Source organism: Thermotoga caldifontis AZM44c09 (assembly GCF_000828655.1).
Lineage (GTDB): Bacteria > Thermotogota > Thermotogae > Thermotogales > DSM-5069 > Pseudothermotoga_A > Pseudothermotoga_A caldifontis.
Window position 1 is genome coordinate 1,457,717 of sequence record NZ_AP014509.1, and the last position, 16,610, is coordinate 1,474,326.

At 45.0% G+C, this 16,610-nt stretch carries 15 protein-coding genes; 9 read left to right on the forward strand and 6 right to left on the reverse strand.

Features of this window, described 5'->3' with window-relative positions:
* Window positions 1-221: 221 nt before the first annotated feature.
* The 8 genes from TSP01S_RS07205 (at window position 222) to TSP01S_RS07240 (ending at window position 10,157) form a co-directional block, all read left to right on the forward strand.
* A complete protein-coding gene (locus tag TSP01S_RS07205) occupies window positions 222-1,580 on the forward strand; it encodes an O-antigen ligase family protein (protein ID WP_041077420.1) in 1,359 nt (452 codons plus the stop codon).
* On the forward strand, window positions 1,552-2,646 hold the full coding sequence (locus TSP01S_RS07210) for a glycosyltransferase family 4 protein (protein ID WP_041077421.1): 1,095 nt from the start codon (window positions 1,552-1,554) through the stop codon (window positions 2,644-2,646). Before TSP01S_RS07205 ends, TSP01S_RS07210 begins: the two co-directional genes overlap by 29 nt.
* A 17-nt stretch (window positions 2,647-2,663) precedes the next feature.
* Entirely contained in the window at window positions 2,664-3,779 is a 1,116-nt protein-coding gene (gene wecB / locus TSP01S_RS07215; protein ID WP_052463545.1) for a non-hydrolyzing UDP-N-acetylglucosamine 2-epimerase, read from the forward strand.
* The gene (locus TSP01S_RS07220) at window positions 3,776-4,969 is read left to right on the forward strand and encodes a glycosyltransferase family 4 protein (RefSeq protein ID WP_041077422.1); all 1,194 of its coding nucleotides are present in this window, start codon (window positions 3,776-3,778) and stop codon (window positions 4,967-4,969) included. The genes wecB and TSP01S_RS07220 overlap by 4 nt, the downstream gene beginning before the upstream one ends.
* Window positions 4,963-6,225 carry an oligosaccharide flippase family protein gene (locus TSP01S_RS07225; RefSeq protein ID WP_052463546.1) on the forward strand — a complete coding sequence of 421 codons (1,263 nt, stop codon included), beginning with the start codon at window positions 4,963-4,965 and terminating at the stop codon, window positions 6,223-6,225. The genes TSP01S_RS07220 and TSP01S_RS07225 overlap by 7 nt, the downstream gene beginning before the upstream one ends.
* 22 nt (window positions 6,226-6,247) lie before the next feature.
* Window positions 6,248-7,975 (forward strand): asparagine synthase-related protein, encoded by a 1,728-nt coding sequence (locus tag TSP01S_RS07230; RefSeq protein WP_041077423.1) that lies wholly within the window; start codon window positions 6,248-6,250, stop codon window positions 7,973-7,975.
* Between the two features lie 493 nt (window positions 7,976-8,468).
* Window positions 8,469-9,698 (forward strand): DNA recombination protein RmuC, encoded by a 1,230-nt coding sequence (gene rmuC, locus TSP01S_RS07235; protein ID WP_171816814.1) that lies wholly within the window; start codon window positions 8,469-8,471, stop codon window positions 9,696-9,698.
* 12 nt (window positions 9,699-9,710) lie between these two features.
* Window positions 9,711-10,157 carry a hypothetical protein gene (locus TSP01S_RS07240; RefSeq protein WP_041077424.1) on the forward strand — a complete coding sequence of 149 codons (447 nt, stop codon included), beginning with the start codon at window positions 9,711-9,713 and terminating at the stop codon, window positions 10,155-10,157.
* A gap of 745 nt (window positions 10,158-10,902) precedes the next feature.
* Here TSP01S_RS07240 and TSP01S_RS07250 read toward each other — a convergent pair.
* On the reverse strand, window positions 10,903-12,300 hold the full coding sequence (locus TSP01S_RS07250) for an ATP-binding protein (protein WP_041077426.1): 1,398 nt from the start codon (window positions 12,298-12,300) through the stop codon (window positions 10,903-10,905).
* Between the two features lie 407 nt (window positions 12,301-12,707).
* Between TSP01S_RS07250 and TSP01S_RS10400 the strand changes: the two genes are divergently transcribed.
* Window positions 12,708-12,878: an RAMP superfamily CRISPR-associated protein gene (locus tag TSP01S_RS10400; protein WP_331708175.1), complete on the forward strand. Its 171-nt coding sequence runs from the start codon at window positions 12,708-12,710 to the stop codon at window positions 12,876-12,878.
* A gap of 11 nt (window positions 12,879-12,889) precedes the next feature.
* Here the strand turns inward: TSP01S_RS10400 and TSP01S_RS07255 are convergent, their stop codons facing one another.
* The 5 genes from TSP01S_RS07255 to TSP01S_RS07275 all read right to left on the reverse strand — a co-directional run bounded on the left by TSP01S_RS07255 (window position 12,890) and on the right by TSP01S_RS07275 (window position 16,545).
* The gene (locus TSP01S_RS07255) at window positions 12,890-13,294 is read right to left on the reverse strand and encodes a putative toxin-antitoxin system toxin component, PIN family (protein ID WP_041077427.1); all 405 of its coding nucleotides are present in this window, start codon (window positions 13,292-13,294) and stop codon (window positions 12,890-12,892) included.
* A complete protein-coding gene (locus TSP01S_RS10390) occupies window positions 13,291-13,557 on the reverse strand; it encodes a hypothetical protein (RefSeq protein WP_041077428.1) in 267 nt (88 codons plus the stop codon). The genes TSP01S_RS07255 and TSP01S_RS10390 overlap by 4 nt, the downstream gene beginning before the upstream one ends.
* A gap of 469 nt (window positions 13,558-14,026) precedes the next feature.
* Complete coding sequence (locus tag TSP01S_RS07265) at window positions 14,027-14,383, reverse strand: nucleotidyltransferase domain-containing protein (protein WP_041077429.1); 357 nt, start codon at window positions 14,381-14,383, stop codon at window positions 14,027-14,029.
* Window positions 14,334-14,744, reverse strand: coding sequence for a HEPN domain-containing protein (locus TSP01S_RS07270; RefSeq protein ID WP_041077430.1), 411 nt, complete (start codon window positions 14,742-14,744; stop codon window positions 14,334-14,336). The genes TSP01S_RS07265 and TSP01S_RS07270 overlap by 50 nt, the downstream gene beginning before the upstream one ends.
* Window positions 14,745-15,378: 634 nt before the next feature.
* Entirely contained in the window at window positions 15,379-16,545 is a 1,167-nt protein-coding gene (locus TSP01S_RS07275; RefSeq protein WP_041077431.1) for an ATP-binding protein, read from the reverse strand.
* Between the last annotated feature and the right edge of the window lie 65 nt (window positions 16,546-16,610).

Below are 16,610 nucleotides of genomic sequence, written 5' to 3' on the forward strand. Positions count from 1 at the left end.
GGAGTTGGAGTTAGCTGGTATCGAATACAACAATAGAGCGGAGCTAGGAAAGAAAAATTCAGCGGAAGGCATTGCTACAAAATCTTTAAGATCATGAGAAAAGAGATAAATTGACAGAAGATCCTGGCCAGCACATTCGAGATGTGTTTGGCGTGCCGAAAGAGAAACTGCCACAGCGAAATTCCTGTTGCGTGTTTATGTAACGCTCAAGGAGGACGATGATGACTTACAGAATTGACGTTTTGAAGGTAGTTTTCATAGGGTGGTTGCTAGGTATCTCTTCGCTGATTTGGACATCATCCGATTTGCTTAAACAGCAAACGTTTCTGCTCTTCGTACTACTTGTTCCTTCCGCGCTGTTTTGTCTTGACGACTCGCTTGCCTTGCCTACGTTCCTATATTTTTACCTCTTGAGGAGATTCTTCATAATATTCGACAACTATATTTCGACATACCTTATATATTTCCTGGGCAGCGCTGCAATCGTCAAAGTTAGTTTTAGAAAGGTTCCATTAACCGCGAGTTTTCTCAGATCACTGCTATTACTTTTTACTGCTCTTGCTGGGTACGATCTTTTGATCAAGTTTGCACTTTATGGCACGAACAATGGTATTGAATCATTTCAGACAGTTGCTTCAAGCCATCTTTTATCGTGGCTCTCAACCTTTGCGACTATTATTTTGGCATACTATTACTGTTACTTTTTCGAAACGCGACTAGCAGGTAATAACGATAAAAGCCTCTTTGTTACTTTGTTTTTAGCCAACATCTCGTACGCTTTATTCCTGGTGAACAACGCTTCCATTTTACAAAGAGTTGTAGTTGTTAGTGAAGTCATCGGTCTCGAAACGACAAGTTTTACAAGGGTAGATCCGAATTTCTATGTATCTGAAACGCTGATTATAGCTTTACTGTTTTTAAGGAGGAAAGGTCTCCTAGTTGCATTGCTCATGCTGCTCTTCGTTCTCAATGCACTTTATCTCAACTCAATGACTGGTTTCGTTCTGATCATATTTGTTACAGTTTTCCTATTCCTCCGAAAAAAGACTCCAGCTAGGTATGCTGTGACATTAATTGCAGTCGCATTGATACTTTTTATTGCTTCAATACCTGCGTACTTGAAGTATCTGGAAATTACAAACACCATAGGTGTCTCCCAATATGGTGCTTTGAATCTCATCCTCACTGGCAGAATCGAAAAGTGGTTTGGCTATATCCGACTAATATTAGACAATCCATTCGGTTTAGGACGGGATAGCGCTTGGAAGTTCACCACAAAATACATAGGTTATGCAACGTATGCACACAATTTCTACATTCAGACAATGGCGGATCATGGGATTTTACTCGGTGGGGTATTGATAATTTACCTTCTTGCGCAACTGAGAGACCTTTATCGAATCAGAAAAAGCGAACCGCAAATGTACATTGCGTATCTTCTTTTTCTTTTGGCAGGTACCGTTCTTTCTAACAATTATACTGTTCCTATGTTCTTTTTGCTAGCTATGCGGTACACTAAAGAGTTGAAAGTAGAAAGTAGGAGGAACATTTATGAAGATCGCTATTCTCTCAGCACATAAGAGTTATGATTACAGAATCCACAGGCATATTAGAATGCTCCTGTCATTAGGACATGAGGTGGATTACTACAACATCAGCAATGAATCGGCGCCGGACCCAGGTATAAGTGACTCTCGTTTTAACTATATACACCTTTATTTGAGGAAGAAATTTTCACCACAAACTCTCAAAGTAGCGTATAAGCTGATCAAAATGCTCATGAAAACGCATTATGATTATTACTTCGTTCAGGACGAGGAACTACTTGCCTTGTTCCCTTTGGTTCGAACCATCGAAAAGGGAAAAATCATTCTTGATGTTCATGAAATGCTGCGCGGTGATTTTCTAAAGCGCATCTTGATACGTACTTTGCTTAGTTTTCCAAAAAAACACAGGGCTTGTCTAACTGCGTTGCACAGCAACGTTGAATACCTGAAGCGTTATTTCGATGATGTCTATGTTCTCGACAACCTGCCTTTATACACCGACTTCGACGTCTGTGCTGAAATGAAACAAAAGGAAAAACTGAACGTCATTTATGTTGGAATGATAACCGAAGAAAACAGGCAAATGTTGAAGACCTTGGATGTCATGCACAAATTAATCGATACAGGTCGATTCACGGCAACGTTGATAGGACCTATCGCAAACCGCACTCGTCGTGATGAGATTGAACGCAGAATAAAGCATCTTCAATCAGAACACCCACAGGACTTCCATTACCTTGGTCCACTTGGAAGAAAGGAAGTGGTTGCTTATCTTTGTCATGCTGATATCATGATAGTGTTACTAAGCTTTCCAAGCGAATGTAAGGTGGCGTCAAATAAATTTCTCGAAGCAATCGCCGCCGGGTTGGTTTTGGTCACTGACCACGTTAATTTCTCGCCAGCTGTTCCCGAGCATTTGATTGTGAAGGTGGACAAGAATGATACACCAGATTGGATTGCTGATAGGATAGTAAGTTTGTATGATTGCCAAGAGAAAATTCTCACGGCGAAAAAAGAGATAAGAAAATGGTTCAAAAATTCTAGGCTATTTTGGGAATCATACGAGTACGTTTATAAGCAATTGTTCCGAACAAATTGACTCGAAAGTGAAGGAGCATGAAAATCCTTTCCCTTGTTGGGGCACGACCGCAGATCATAAAGGAAGCGGTGCTGAATAAAGAATTTCAAAAAGCCGGGATAAATGAAATCCTGGTCCATTCAGACCAGCACTACGATTACAACATGTCCGACGTGTTCTTCAAGGTGTTGAACATAAGACAACCGGATTACAACTTGAACGTGGGTTCTGGCACCCACGCAGAAATGACAGGGAAAATCATGATAGAGTTTGAGAAAGTCGTGCTCAAAGAAAAACCGGACTTTATATTAGTCTACGGTGATACGAACACTACCTTAGCTGGAGCGCTGGTGGGAGCGAAGTTGAAGATACCTGTCGCACACGTCGAGGCTGGCTTGAGACAGAAACCGAAAGACATGCCTGAAGAGATAAACAGGATAGTCACGGACCATGTTTCGAGCTTGCTCTTCTGTCCGAGTGAGCTTGCCGTAGAGAATTTGAAGAAAGAAGGCATCATTGAGGGAGTGCACTTCGTTGGTGATGTCATGTACGAACTGTTTTTGAAGATGAAGCCTTATTTCACATACGAGCTGATAGAACAGCTGGGCTTAAAAGAGAACAACTACATCGTGTGCACGATTCACCGGGACTTCAACACCGATGCGAAAGAGAACCTTGAGGCCATTTTCAAAGAGCTTTCAGAAATTGCCAGAGAAATTCAGATCGTTTTTCCAATCCATCCCAGGACAAGAAAGAAGATAGCCGAGTTTGGACTCGATGATTATGCAAAGAATTTGACTTTGATCGATCCTGTGGATTATTTGAGCATGATGGGATTGGTTGAGAAAAGCCTTTGCGTGATCACGGACTCAGGCGGGCTGCAGAAAGAAGCGTACTGGTGTGAAAAAAGAGCCATAGTTGTGATGCCGGACACAGGCTGGAGAGAACTGATCCAGTGCGGCTGGAACATGCTCGCTGATCCAGGAAAGATACGCGAAACATTGAATGAATTGTTGAAAAGTGATAACATCGACTATCCCAGAAATGTTTACGGTGAAGGTGATTCGAGTCAGAGGATCGTTAGAATACTGCAGACCTGTGGAGCAGGTTGGAACGCGGGTCTGGTGAACCCTGGAGGTAGAATCAGATTATGAGAGTTCTCGTTGTAACCAACCTTGCTCCTTTGAAGACGAATCCGAACGCTGGCATATTCGTTGTTCGAAGATTGCAGCATTATAGCGTGCATGGTGTGAACTTCGATGCTGTCTCACTGGGTTTCGAAAACAGCAAAACGGTGTTGCTGTTGAAAAGATTTCTGCGAAGGTCCACTACAGGAAATCCCTTAGAAGAACATGAAGGTGTGAAGTTCAAGCCAGTCTTGATCCCGAGGAACCTGGGCATAGTTTTGATGAACAAAGTCTCTCGAAATTACTTTGTGAAGATCGCTGAACGCTGTGCCGAGAGGATCGAACGATCGTTCAAGATTGTAGAATACGATCTGATACACGCTCATGGCATGTACGATGTTCCAGCAGGCTTGATAGCGAAGATTCTTGCAGATAAGTACAGAAAACCATTCATTGTCACCGCACATGGAAGTGACGTTAATATTCTTATGCCACGGAGAAGAGAAATATACGTGGACGTTCTTGAAAGCGCATCGGCAACAATATTTGTTAGTAATGCGCTTCTTGAAAGAGCAAAATCTTTAGGATTTTCCGGCAGAAATGCGGTGGTGATACCAAACGGGTATGATGAAACGATATTCAAACCCATGGACAAAGAAATGGTCAGGAAAGAACTTGGAATATACAAAGAAGGGTACAAGTACGTGGGCTTTGTGGGAAATCTCATACCGATAAAGCGGGCGGACAAACTGGGAGAGATATTCAACCTAATTGCAAAGGAAATTCCAGAAACGTTCTTCATCGTGGTCGGGGATGGCTCACTGAGACAAAGGATAGAAAAAGAAACGAAAGGACTGAACATAATCTTCACCGGGAGACTACCACAGACTGAGGTCGCAAAGTACATGAACGCGATGGACGTGATGGTGCTTCCAAGCAGGAATGAAGGATGGCCCTGTGTCGTCCTTGAAGCTCAGGCCTGTGGAACATGTGTGGTGGGGAGCAATAACGGAGGAATTCCAGAAGCAATAGGATTTTCAGAATACGTTGTTGAGGAAGGAGATGACTTTGAAGAGAGATTTGCAAAAAGAGTGGTGGAGGTATTGAAAGAAGGGTACGATGTGAATGAGCATTTAGAAAGAGCAAAAGCGTTTACCTGGAGAGGTGTTACGGAAAAGGAGATACACTTATACAAGAGGTTGATAGGACTGTGCTAAGTTCCTTGAAGAATGACCTTAGATTCGCTCTCAAGACAGGTTTCGCTTACATATTCTCTGCAAACGTAGCGAACAAGATCATTCAGTTTGGTACTTCCATTGTAGTTGTGAGGATCGTTTCCAAGGAGATTTATGGACAGTGGTCGTATGCCAACAATATCTTAAACTTCTTTCTTCTCCTCAGCGGTTTGGGAGTTGCCTCTGGCCTTTTACAGTTTGCGAGTTCTTCAGCTAATGCGATTGATAAGCTATCGTACCTCAAATACAGCCTCAGGGTCGGGGCAAGCTTCAACCTAATCATTGCTGTCACGCTGTTTTGCCTTTCCTGGATTATCAAACTCCCACTGGTCGGAAGCGTCGAAATCCTGAGATGGTTATCGTTTCTTCCGCTATTCACAATTTCATTCGATATCGCCCAGTGTTTTCTGAGAGCAGAACTGAAGAACGCGCAATTTTCGATCGTAACAATGGTGAATACGTTCTCCCTGTTTCTCGGTATCCTGGTCTTTGGTTACTACTACCAGGTGAAAGGGCTCATTCTAAGCAGGTACATCGCTTATTTCATCACACTGATAATTGCTGGTTACATGCTGAAACCTTACTTAAGCATGTATAAAACCGTGGCACTACCTGACGCGGAAAGTAGGAAACATTTTCTGAAGTTCTCCATCACAAACATGCTTTCGAATGTCATGTCTCAGATTCTTTATCTCATAGACGTATTGCTGGTTGGCCTCATTGTGAAATCTGACACCGTCGTGGCAACATACAAAACTTCCACCCTTGTACCATTCGCGTTGAACTTCATTCCGTTATCGGTCATGACCTACGTGTATCCATACTTCGCCCGAAAGAAAATGGAGAAACAATGGATCAAAGAGCGTTATCGCCGATTGGTAGAATATTTATTGCTTTTGAACAGTTGCATCTCGATATTTTTGATCATAACTGCTCCTTTGGTAATTCGAGTACTCTTTGGTTCCAGATATCTCGACGCAGTGACAACCTTCAGGATCCTTGCCTTTGGCTACCTGATCGCAGGAACTTTCAGAATACCGGCTGGTAACATTTTGGCGAGTCTGGGAAAGGTAGAGGTGAATCTCTGGAACGCTATTATTAGTGGAATTGCGAACGTGATACTGGATGTAGTATTGATAAAAGCCTACGGTGCTATTGGAGCAGCCGTGGCTACTGTCCTCGTTTTTCTAATATCCTCCCTCTTTGGATCGCTCTATCTGAAAAGGTATCTGTCTTAACCCGTAGAAAGGGGGAAGCTTTATGCCAGGTTTTCTTGCGGAAATATCTCTGAGGCAGGGTAGGGTAGAGAAAAATTTCAATCCCACACGTGAGAGTAACTTGATAGTCGAGTCTGTGGAAGGAAAGCATTACTATATCGAAAGAAGGACTATAAGGAAGTTTGAGCGAGACAAGGTGTTCGATGAGGATGAAAACTACATCGTTTTGACGGAGGGTGTGATACTCAACTCTTCGGAGATACTGGAAAAATATAGGTCCGGTGATTTAAAAGAAGCCATCGTGAAAATGTACCAGCAAAATGGAGAGACATTCTTTAACGAATTCAGAGGGAGCTTTTCTGGACTGGTGTACGACAAAAAAGCTGACAAGTGGCTCATCTACACAAACCACTTCGGAGATAAACAGATATTCTATCTGTTGCTTGAAGATAGGCTTCTGGTTGCTTCAGAGATGACCTGGATCGTCGATTACATGAAAAACAATCGCATACCTTATTCTCTCAATGAAATCGGAGCATATTTTCTTCTCACCTACGGTTACATGCTGGAAGATTACACCATAATAGAGCCGATAAAGAAGTTGACGGCAGGCAGTTACATAAAAGTGGAAAATGGCATATTCAGCGTTAATCGCTACTTCGTAGTTGACAACGAACCGGACAACACGCAGACGGAAGACGAAATCATTGAGAACATAGATAAGCTGTTTCGTAAGGCAGTTAAGTTAGAGTTCGAGAAGGACAGAGAGTACGGTTTCAAACATATCGCTTCCCTGAGCGGTGGACTCGATTCAAGAATGACAGTGTGGGTCGCTCACGAAATGGGTTACACAGAACAGCTGAATGTCACGTTTTCGCAGACGGATTACATAGATGAAGTTGTGGCGAAAAGCATTGCCCGAGACTTGAGACACGATTGGGTTTTCTTCTCCCTTGATAATGGTCTGTACCTGACTAACATTTACGACATGCTCAGGATCAACTACGGGAACGTTCTTTATTCCGGCGCTGCTCATGTTCATCATGCTGTGAGTAAATTGAATTTTCAGAATTATGGACTGTATCATACAGGCCAGTTGGGGGACGTGATTCTTGGAACCTACTATGGTTCCGAAGATCCCAAACGGCCTTACACACCGGGTGCGGGCGCGTACTCTACAAAATTGATCACGACAGATGAAGGAAAGTTTCTGCAATGGGAGTGCCCAAATGAAGAGATTTTCAAGTTCTACAATCGTGGTTTCAACGGTATCCTGTCTGGTAATTTACCAGTTCAAAGGTACACCGAGGTAGCTTCACCATTTCTGGAAGTGGACTTCTTCACGTATTGTTTGAAGATACCTTTGAGGTATCGCTTCGATCACAGGATATACAAAAAGTGGATCTTGAAGAAACACCCTGATGCCGCGAGATACGTTTGGGAGAAGATACAGGGGAAAATAACGGATCCTTCTATAACAATACGAGGTCGCGCCGTGGCTTTGAAAGCGCTACCGAGGAAGGCTTTCATAAAGCTTTTCAAGAGGAACCCTTTGGCCAGCAAATGGCACATGAACCCCGTGGACTACTGGTACAACACAAACGAGAAACTCAGAGATTTCATAGACTCCTTCTACGCTGAAAACATAAATTCTGTGCAGAATCTCCGTGTGAGAGAGATGTGTGAAAAACTTTTCAAACAAGGAACCGCTCTGGAGAAAACTCAGGTTCTTACAGTACTTGCGGCATGGAAAATGTATTTTGGAGATTAGTATGCGTTGAAACGTAAAACAGAACATACCTGGGACACGTTGTTCGAAAGCCCAGCTTGAGGTGGGATAAACAACCTGGAAAAAACATGATGAACTGAAAGTCATCGGAAGCTTCACAAACAGTCCAGCCGCCGTGAAACCGATCACTCACCGCGAGAGACAGGAGATAGAACTTCAGAAAGTCACAGTAACACAACAGATAGCTGAAAAAACGACCTGTACCAAACTCAATCGCTGCGAGTCTTTCGGTTTGCTCGCAGGCCCAGTTCTTTGCCACGATCGCAAAGAAGGAATTCGTGCCTTGTGGAGTATGTGCAGCAAAAGCCCCCAAGATAATCTGAAAGGTTCTCGGCCGGAGAATGTGAATGGTCGAACAGGAAAGTGTGGGTGGATCGAACGGAGCATCGTGAGTGAAAGTCTTTCTACAGACGAGCGAATCTTGATTTAGAATAGAATAGCACGCGCGATGCAGCGGGGGGATTCGATGGATTCCATGAATTTGTTTTTTGTGGCTCTCGGAACAGTCTTTCTTTTTGGATTTCTGCTCGGGTACGTTGTGGGACGATCGGCCGCAAAGAGCAAAAGCCAGAAGAACGTCGAATCGTTGTTGGCGCTTTTGCTGCAACAGTTCTCTGAATTTGTGAAGCAGCAAGGTGCTTTTTCGTCCCACATGAATTCTCTGAGCAACCTTTCCAGTCTCGTGGCGGAACTCAAAGCGAGGTACGAAGAGATCAAAGACAGCGAGAAGAAGCTGACGCTGGAGCGCGACAAAAGGATGGAGGAGTTCATGCAGAACATGAAACGCACCTTCGAGGAATTCTCCAAGAACATGCTGAAGATCGATGAGGAAAAAGAGAAAAGAATAGCGCAGCTTGTCGAAAACATGAAACGTTTCATCGACGAACAGAGAGCTTCCACCGAGCAGTTCCTGCTGCAGCAGGGCGTCACGAGGGAAGAGATAGAAAAGCGCCGTGACGCGGAACTGAAGGACATGAGAAGGATCATGGAGAACATCATGCACACGATCTCCGGAACCGCGAGCAGGGGAAAGATGGGAGAGATGCTCCTGAGCGAGGCTCTGAGCGAAACGATAAAAACAGGAACGGTTGTCAAGAATCTCTCTGTAGGTTCGATGACCGTGGAGTTCGCGTGGAACCTGGGCGATGGAAAGTACATCCCGATCGATTCCAAGTTCCCGGAGATTTTCTCTCTGGCTGAAGAATACGAAGAAAAAGAAAAGCCTGAGGAGCGAGAGCAGCTGAAGAAGCAGATCGTTCAGAGGGTGATGAAGGAAGTGGAGAACGTCAAAAAATACTGCAACCATGCCAACACGATAGACAGCTGCATCATGGTGCTGCCCTCGCTCGTCCTCGACATCGCCCCTGAGCTCGTCGCGGCAGCGAAACAGCACAACGTTTTTCTGTGTTCTTACAAAGAAATCCTGGCGGTCGCGCACTATCTGGAAGCGAGGTACTTCACCACGAAGCAGAACGAAGCGGGAAAGTACAGACAGATCGTGGAGGCTCTGTTGAAGCTCCTCGAAGACATAGACAGGAGGATCTCGTCCATAGATAGGGCACTGAAATCTATCTCGAACGCGAGCGACGAGATAAAGAAACTCGCTTCGAAAGGTAGATCGATCGCAAGCGGTGACGTTTCGATGGAGATGAACACGGCGGACGAAACGATCAAAGCGGATGAAGATGTTCGCACAGGTAGCTGAAGGGTGAAACGTGTGAGCCTGACATCTTTCTTGAAAGATGAAGAAGTACGCAACGCGTTCAGAAAGTTTTTCAAAATCCCGAAGTTCAACGTTTCTGCCGAGCTTTTGGCACCTACTTTCACGGAGAACTATTCGCTCGCTGGAACAGCCTTCGATTATCTACTGCGTTTCTACGTGAAACGGTTGAATCGTGATGCCATGGAGAGTCCGTGGGCCAGCGAGAAGGCCCTCGATCTGCTGTTTTTGGCACCGCTTTTACAGTCGCGCGACGCGTTGCCTTTCGATACTGGTATCATACGAAAAGCTGAAGAAACGATCGAATTTGCAAAGAAGCTTACGGCGAATACCTCAAAACGGGTGTTGCGAACCATGAGCTGTTCAAAGCGGTGTTGCTGTTGGCACAGCTGGAAAGGGTGTACAGGGAAGGTCTGGAAGTGGCGTACAAGGAAAACTTTTTAGATGAAAGCAGATATGCATCCTGAACCCAACCTTTGGGAGGGCGTCTCGACTGGTCCGTGGGGCAGATTGCGATCTGCTGATAGACGATGCGCTGATCGATATAAAAACTACAAAAAAGCTCGAGCTGAAGCAAAGCTACTTTCACCAGCTGGTGGGTTACTACGTTCTCCACACGATCGGAAAAATCGACGGCGCGCCGCCAGACCACAGAGTGAAAAGGTTGGGGATATATTTTTCCAGGTACGCGTACCTTCACACCTTCGATGTGCTTTACATCGCTGGAAGTGACTTTCTCGACTTTGTGAACTGGTTCGAAAAGAAAGCGAGGGAGAAGTATTTCCGATCATCTTCGTGATGGTATTTCATTCGCTCAGGGAGGAAACGTGGGGGTTCGAGACTTTCCAGTTCGATCGCCTTTTTCACTTCTGTAAGCATCTTCCTGGATCGGGTCTTCCTACACCACCAGAAGTTCGACATCGCCTGAAGGTGATGAAGTTTCCTTCGCGTACGAGCCAAGGAGCACCACGAGTGTCAGGCGATCTTTTCAGCACGGCTCAATAGGCTCATTGTAGAAACTGTGTCGTATTGACTTGACCAGGCTTCTTCTGAAATCGTTATTCCTGGTGGAGGCTGATCGACATTCATGAAAGCACTGTGGCTCGTGGAGCTCACCTTTCGAACTGATGAAAGCTTCCTCGTGTGCTGAGAGCAGAGATTTCTTCGAACAGCATGAACACAGAGGTTGCTATTCGTTGCCTTCAAACACCGCAAGGAAGAGCCACGCGGGGATCGCCACGATGTTCTCGTCCCTGAAAGCTGCATCCTGGGTGATGAGGATTCCCTTCTTGAAGACTTTCTTCATTCCAAGATAATCGGATCTGTTTATCTTGTTCTGGTATATGATTTCAACCGGTATGAAAGAACCTCTGTGTTCGAAAACGAAATCTATCTCGTTTCCACGATCCGAATACCAGAAAAATGGTCCCTCGTAAAGGTTAGTGCCGTTCAGCAGGGTCTTTCCGCTCCCTATAAGGTGTCTCAGAATCAGCATCTCCACGATCTGGCGAAGCTTGATCTGTTTTCCGCTGATGTCTTCAACAATGTCAGCCACGATCTTGTCGATAGGGTACGTTTTCTTTTGTTTCTTCAACCTGATGGTCTTTCTGGAAATATCAACGAAGAACACGTTCACGAGAATGAAGCTGTAACCGAGATAATCGAAGTATTTCTGAATCGTGTCGACACTTTCTATAGCACCGCTGAACACATTGACGAGAGAGTTCCAGGAGAAGCGCTGTCCAGCTATGTCTGGAAGTTTTTTGAAGAATTCCACGATCCTGATCCTCGATCCCAAATATCTTTCCGCGTCGCCCAGGATGAAATCGCGGAAAGTTCCTTTCGTGATCTCGTCGATCCTGCCTTCTTTCAAGAAAGCGTCTATCACTTTTGGGAATCCACCCGTGTTCAGATATTTCAAGAAGTACTCCTTCAAAAAGGCGTTCTTGAGACACAGAGTTCGAAGTTCCTCATCGCTCCGTGCGAAGACATCATCCACTGACATTCTTTCCACCGAAACTCCCATACTTTCCAGAAATTCTCTGAAGGTGAGAGGAAGATACACCAGATCTTCACCGTGGTCTTTTCTTCCCGGAAGCCTTTCACTCGATTTCTTCAGGTCGAAAGCGGAAGAACCGGTGAGTACGACGAGGCAGTTTTCAAGCAAACCGATGTCCACCAGATATTTGATGGACTTCTGCCAGTCCTCCAGCGATGTTATCTCGTCTATGAAAAGATACCTCGTCTCGTTCGCCTTTCTTTCGAAAATCTGAAAGTAGATCTTCAGCGTTTCTATCAGCTCGAACCTATCTTTCACCGCGTCGCAGGTGAAAAAGAAAATGTTTGAGGGCTTCACGCCGTCGTTCAAAAGCTTTCTTATGTAGAGCTTCAGGAAAGTTGTTTTCCCTATCTGGCGGGGACCCCTTATCGTGTATATCCCGGGTTTGCTCGATGGGATTTTCTTGAAAAGACTCTCTGGAAAGTACTTGAATCTGCAGCTTTCGAACGTCGATACGTGCCGATCAAAGTTTATACCCTCTGGATCCCGCCACCAGGGGTTCATTATGTAGAGCTCGTCCATTCTCACCGCGAACCACTCCCTGGAGGAATACTATCCTGTTCTATCATATTCGTTCGAATTTCTCTATTTCGTTCGATAAAATCGTACGAATTTATCGAATGCGGTCGATAAATACCGACACGATTTTCAAATTATAAAACCCTGCCAGCGAAAAAACTGTCGAGCCTGTCCATCATCCATCGAGTATGTCGACGATGCCAGGATTATGAATGCCGTTGCCCTGGAATTTAAATCGAATGGTCTCGTTTTGAGGAAAAAAGATTGAACAGGCACGCATTCGGTGTGTGCGAACTGGCAGACAAAATAAGGAAATCGTCTATAGGGCACAGAAAGCTCAAGGGGCGTCTAAGTGAACTTTCAAAAAAGTAGAGTATTTCAGGTATGAAGAAACGTTCTATTTATATCTTCGTCAAATTCGTGCGAAAACTCCTGTATGGGCAGGGAACAGTGATTCAAAGAGCGACACTGTTCAGGCAACTGGAATAATGCGTTCCCTGCGATGGTGGACAGAAGCTCTTCTCAGAGGTATGAGTGATTTTGCGTATGATCCCATTGGGAAAACAAGACGCCCTGACGATGCATAAGAAAGAGCATTTCAAAGAGTGCGTCCAATGAACTTCTCAATGAACTCAGAGGGAGTGTACATCTCTGTTCCTTTCATGTTTCCAGGATGCTTTTTATTTCCTGTCACGATAGGGGCTTTTGCTGAAAAGGCAACTTCTAAAAAGGGAAGATCCGACTCGTCGAGTGGATCTATTCCGAGAAGTGATGGTACCACGAAAACAGACTTTCTTTTTATGAAATCCAGGAGTATTCTCACAGGCTCGCCAGGAAAAGAAAACTTTGGACTTAGAAGAACTCTTTCATACTCACTGTATATTCTCGAATCAATACAGAGTATGAGCCTTCCATCAAGGACAAGATTGAGGATATGGGCAGGCCTGCCGTGTGGATTTATGATTCCAGACACCAAAACGTTTGTGTCAACAACGACTTTCATTTCTGTTTCCTTGCCTCTCTTATTATCTCTTCGATTTCATCCTCTGAGAGCCTGTTCAGTCCTTTTTCCAGTGAGAACATCCGTAACTTCTCAACGGCCATCTGGACCCTCATTCTTTCTATGAAATCCAGAATCTCTTTTGGATCTCCTTCGATTCTCACAACAACAGCCTTTGGCTTTCCATTCACCGTGATGACCGTTTCGCTGTCCTTCCAGAGCACGGCCGGATTGTTCCTGATATCCCTGCTTGAAACAAAGCGCATACCATCACCTCCAGTAATATCATACGATATGTCCTACAATATGTCAAACAAAACATCACAATACTTCTGAGACTGCGGGTTCTTCAGGTGCGCTGAATCCTTCGCCACCTTTTAGTGTGATTTTATCCATTCGGTGAACTACCCGCCTTATAGAAGGCTTTCTGCTTGGACCTGTGATGGCTCGTGAAACTCTTTTGAGTTCCGCCGCCTCTGAACCTGCAGGTTCGAAGCGTCTTTGTCACGTCATCAAGATTTGATGTATTTTTGTAATCCATTCCGCAGAAAACTGCGCTAAGTTATAAAACCCTGTCAGCGAAAGCTGTGAGTCTGCCAGCGATGCCAAGGCGGTAATGAAAATCGAATGACACGAAGGTGATTTTGTGAAACGAACAGCAGCCGATCTTTTGAGTGTTCTGGTGGACAGAAGATCTTAATTCAATATCGGGCACTTCAACGCAAGGATTCCCATCTATGGAATTTCTTCCTTGTAAACAACCACTCCGTTTTCGATCATCTTCGCGATGGTCTTTTCCATCTGTCTGTACTCGCTCAGGGAATAGACGTGGGGTTCGAGGCCTTTCAACCTGATGGTCTTTTTCACTATTCTGTAGGCATCTTCTCTGATTGGGTCATCATAAACTACGAGGAGATCGACGTCGCTGAAGGCGGTGAAGTTTCCTTTCGCGTAAGAGCCAAAGAGCACAACAAGCCTCACGGGAAGTACCTTCAGAAGCTGTGGAAGGGAGTTTCTGATTATCTCCAGGACCTTTTCTTTGTCATATTCTGGATAGAAGATCCTCACAGAACCTGACGATCTTTTCGGCATAGTTCACCAGCCTTTCAGCTTCGATTCTGGTATATCTGTTTCTGGGAGATCCAGAGGGGAGGGCATCCGGGTACCTGGTGGGGATATAGGCTTTGTCCAGTTCGAGAGCAAAATCCAGGAGTTCTTCAGGGATTTCAAAGTGGCTGGAGAGTTCCTCGAGCAAATCTGCTACGGAGTGTCCCCATGCCTGTGCACCCATTCTTTGGAACACAGCTTTCACAGCTTTTCCTGCCGCCTGCTGGGAAGAAAAGCATGCCCAGTTGTAGAAACCGTGCTCCAGATCGTGTTTGGCGTGCTCCAGATCATCTTTTGCCGCATCCAGCCAATCTTTGCTCTTCTCCAAATCAATACCACCTTTCATTTTATTATACTCTGCCGGTTTGAAAAACTACGGTCCCTTTCAACACCTGTCGTGTCTCTCGATGATACTTGGCTTTCCATTCACCGTGATGACCGCTTCGTCCTCTTCCCAGAACACGGCCGGATTGTTGCTGATGTCTCTAATTGAAACAAAGCGCGAAATGTCCTGCTTTATAGAACGCTTCCCGCTTGGACCTGTGATGGCTCGTGAAATTCTTTTGAGTTCCACCGCTTCTGAACTGTTACGCCACAAACATGCTAAATCCGTAGATCCATCTCAATTCCACAGAAAACTGCGCCTTCTTTGCGATGTTCGATAAGATCGTACGAATCTATCGAATGCGGTCGATGAATACCGACACCTTCAATCTTCTGGGCAGGAAAGCCAGTTCCGAAGGGGGCAGGTTTGTCAACGATGTTGAGACGAAAATTTCAGTCATCGAAGAGGTTCTCCGTATTTTTGTAAAGCCCGACAGGATTCCCTGTTGCCTACAGGGGCTCGGGAAGAAATAGATGGTGATGAAAATCTCCAGCAGGAGCCTTCGGCGAAGCCACTGTGTGAATGTGACCTGCTGGAAGGTCAACGTGTTTCAACAAGTGCCTCATGCGGCAGGTTGTCGAGATCGTTGAAGGTTTCACCACAGCATGCCGAGCATCCACAAAGGGATCACATTTCTCAACGGAAGGTCGATATCGTCTCTGAGCACAAAATCGCTCGATTTGGAAGATTTCTTCTTGCCTCCGATTTCAAGTTTCAGACCTTCAAAGATGAAATCTGCCTCGCGTTCATCCTCCGCAGCGTAGATCTTTCCTTTCTCTTTCAATGCGAACACGGTGAAAGCTTCTCGAAAGTTTCCAACCTCTCCTTCAAAAACGTAGTACAGGGTCGGATCGGCGAAGAACATCTTTGAACCTTTTGAGTACGGTCTTTCAACCTTTCCCTTAGGCACGATGTTGATCAAACCGACCTGTTCCATGGCCATGAGCAGCTGATAAAGTTTCGGTTTTCCTATCGACCATTCCTTGCACATGGATTCAACGTTGATGGTTGGAATCTCTGAATACAAGAGATGACTGATTATGGCCTTCATGACTCCGAAGTGGTTATCGCTCACAGCACCAACGAAGTGGGTGATATCGTAATATATTGTTTTTTCAAGGATGTTCATCATCTTTTCTCTGAAATTTCCCTCAGTGTAGAACGGTCTTGTTCCTTTCTCACGGTAGTCTTTGAAGTAGTTCATCACATCAACCTGTCTCATCACCTCAGTCGCGTAGCCCAAAAGATCTTCTGAAGGAAAACGCAGTCTGTCTATGACCTTGCCCGTTTCAAGGTAGATATATTCTCTCAGGGACATCAGGGGGAGTTTGATCAGCACGAACCTTCTTGAAAGGTCCACCACGGTTTGCCTCAGTATCACCGAGCTACTGTCGCTGGCCCATACGATCCTGTTGGGAAACGAATCGTAGATGTTTTTGAGAATGAGGCTCCAGTTTGGTAGAGAATGGACTTCGTCTATGATGATGCCGTGATAATTCATGAGGATCTGTTCGATCAAACTGTGTAGAGGACAACTCAAAAGTAGCGGATCGTCGCCGGAGATGTAGAGTAAGTTCTGCTTTTTTGCCATGAAGAGCAAGAAAGTAGTTTTGCCGACACCCCTTGGACCATACAGCAGGATCGCCCTGTTTTGAAATTGTTCTTCTAAATCGTCGAAGTAAAGCCTTTTTCTTTCCGGCAAGAAGCTGATCAGCCTGTTCATACGCAGTTCGAGTTTTTCAATCATCCGATCCAGCTCCATGTCGCATTCCCCCGCATGTTCATACTTCAAAACTGATTACATCATAGACCGTTTTTGTGTGAAAC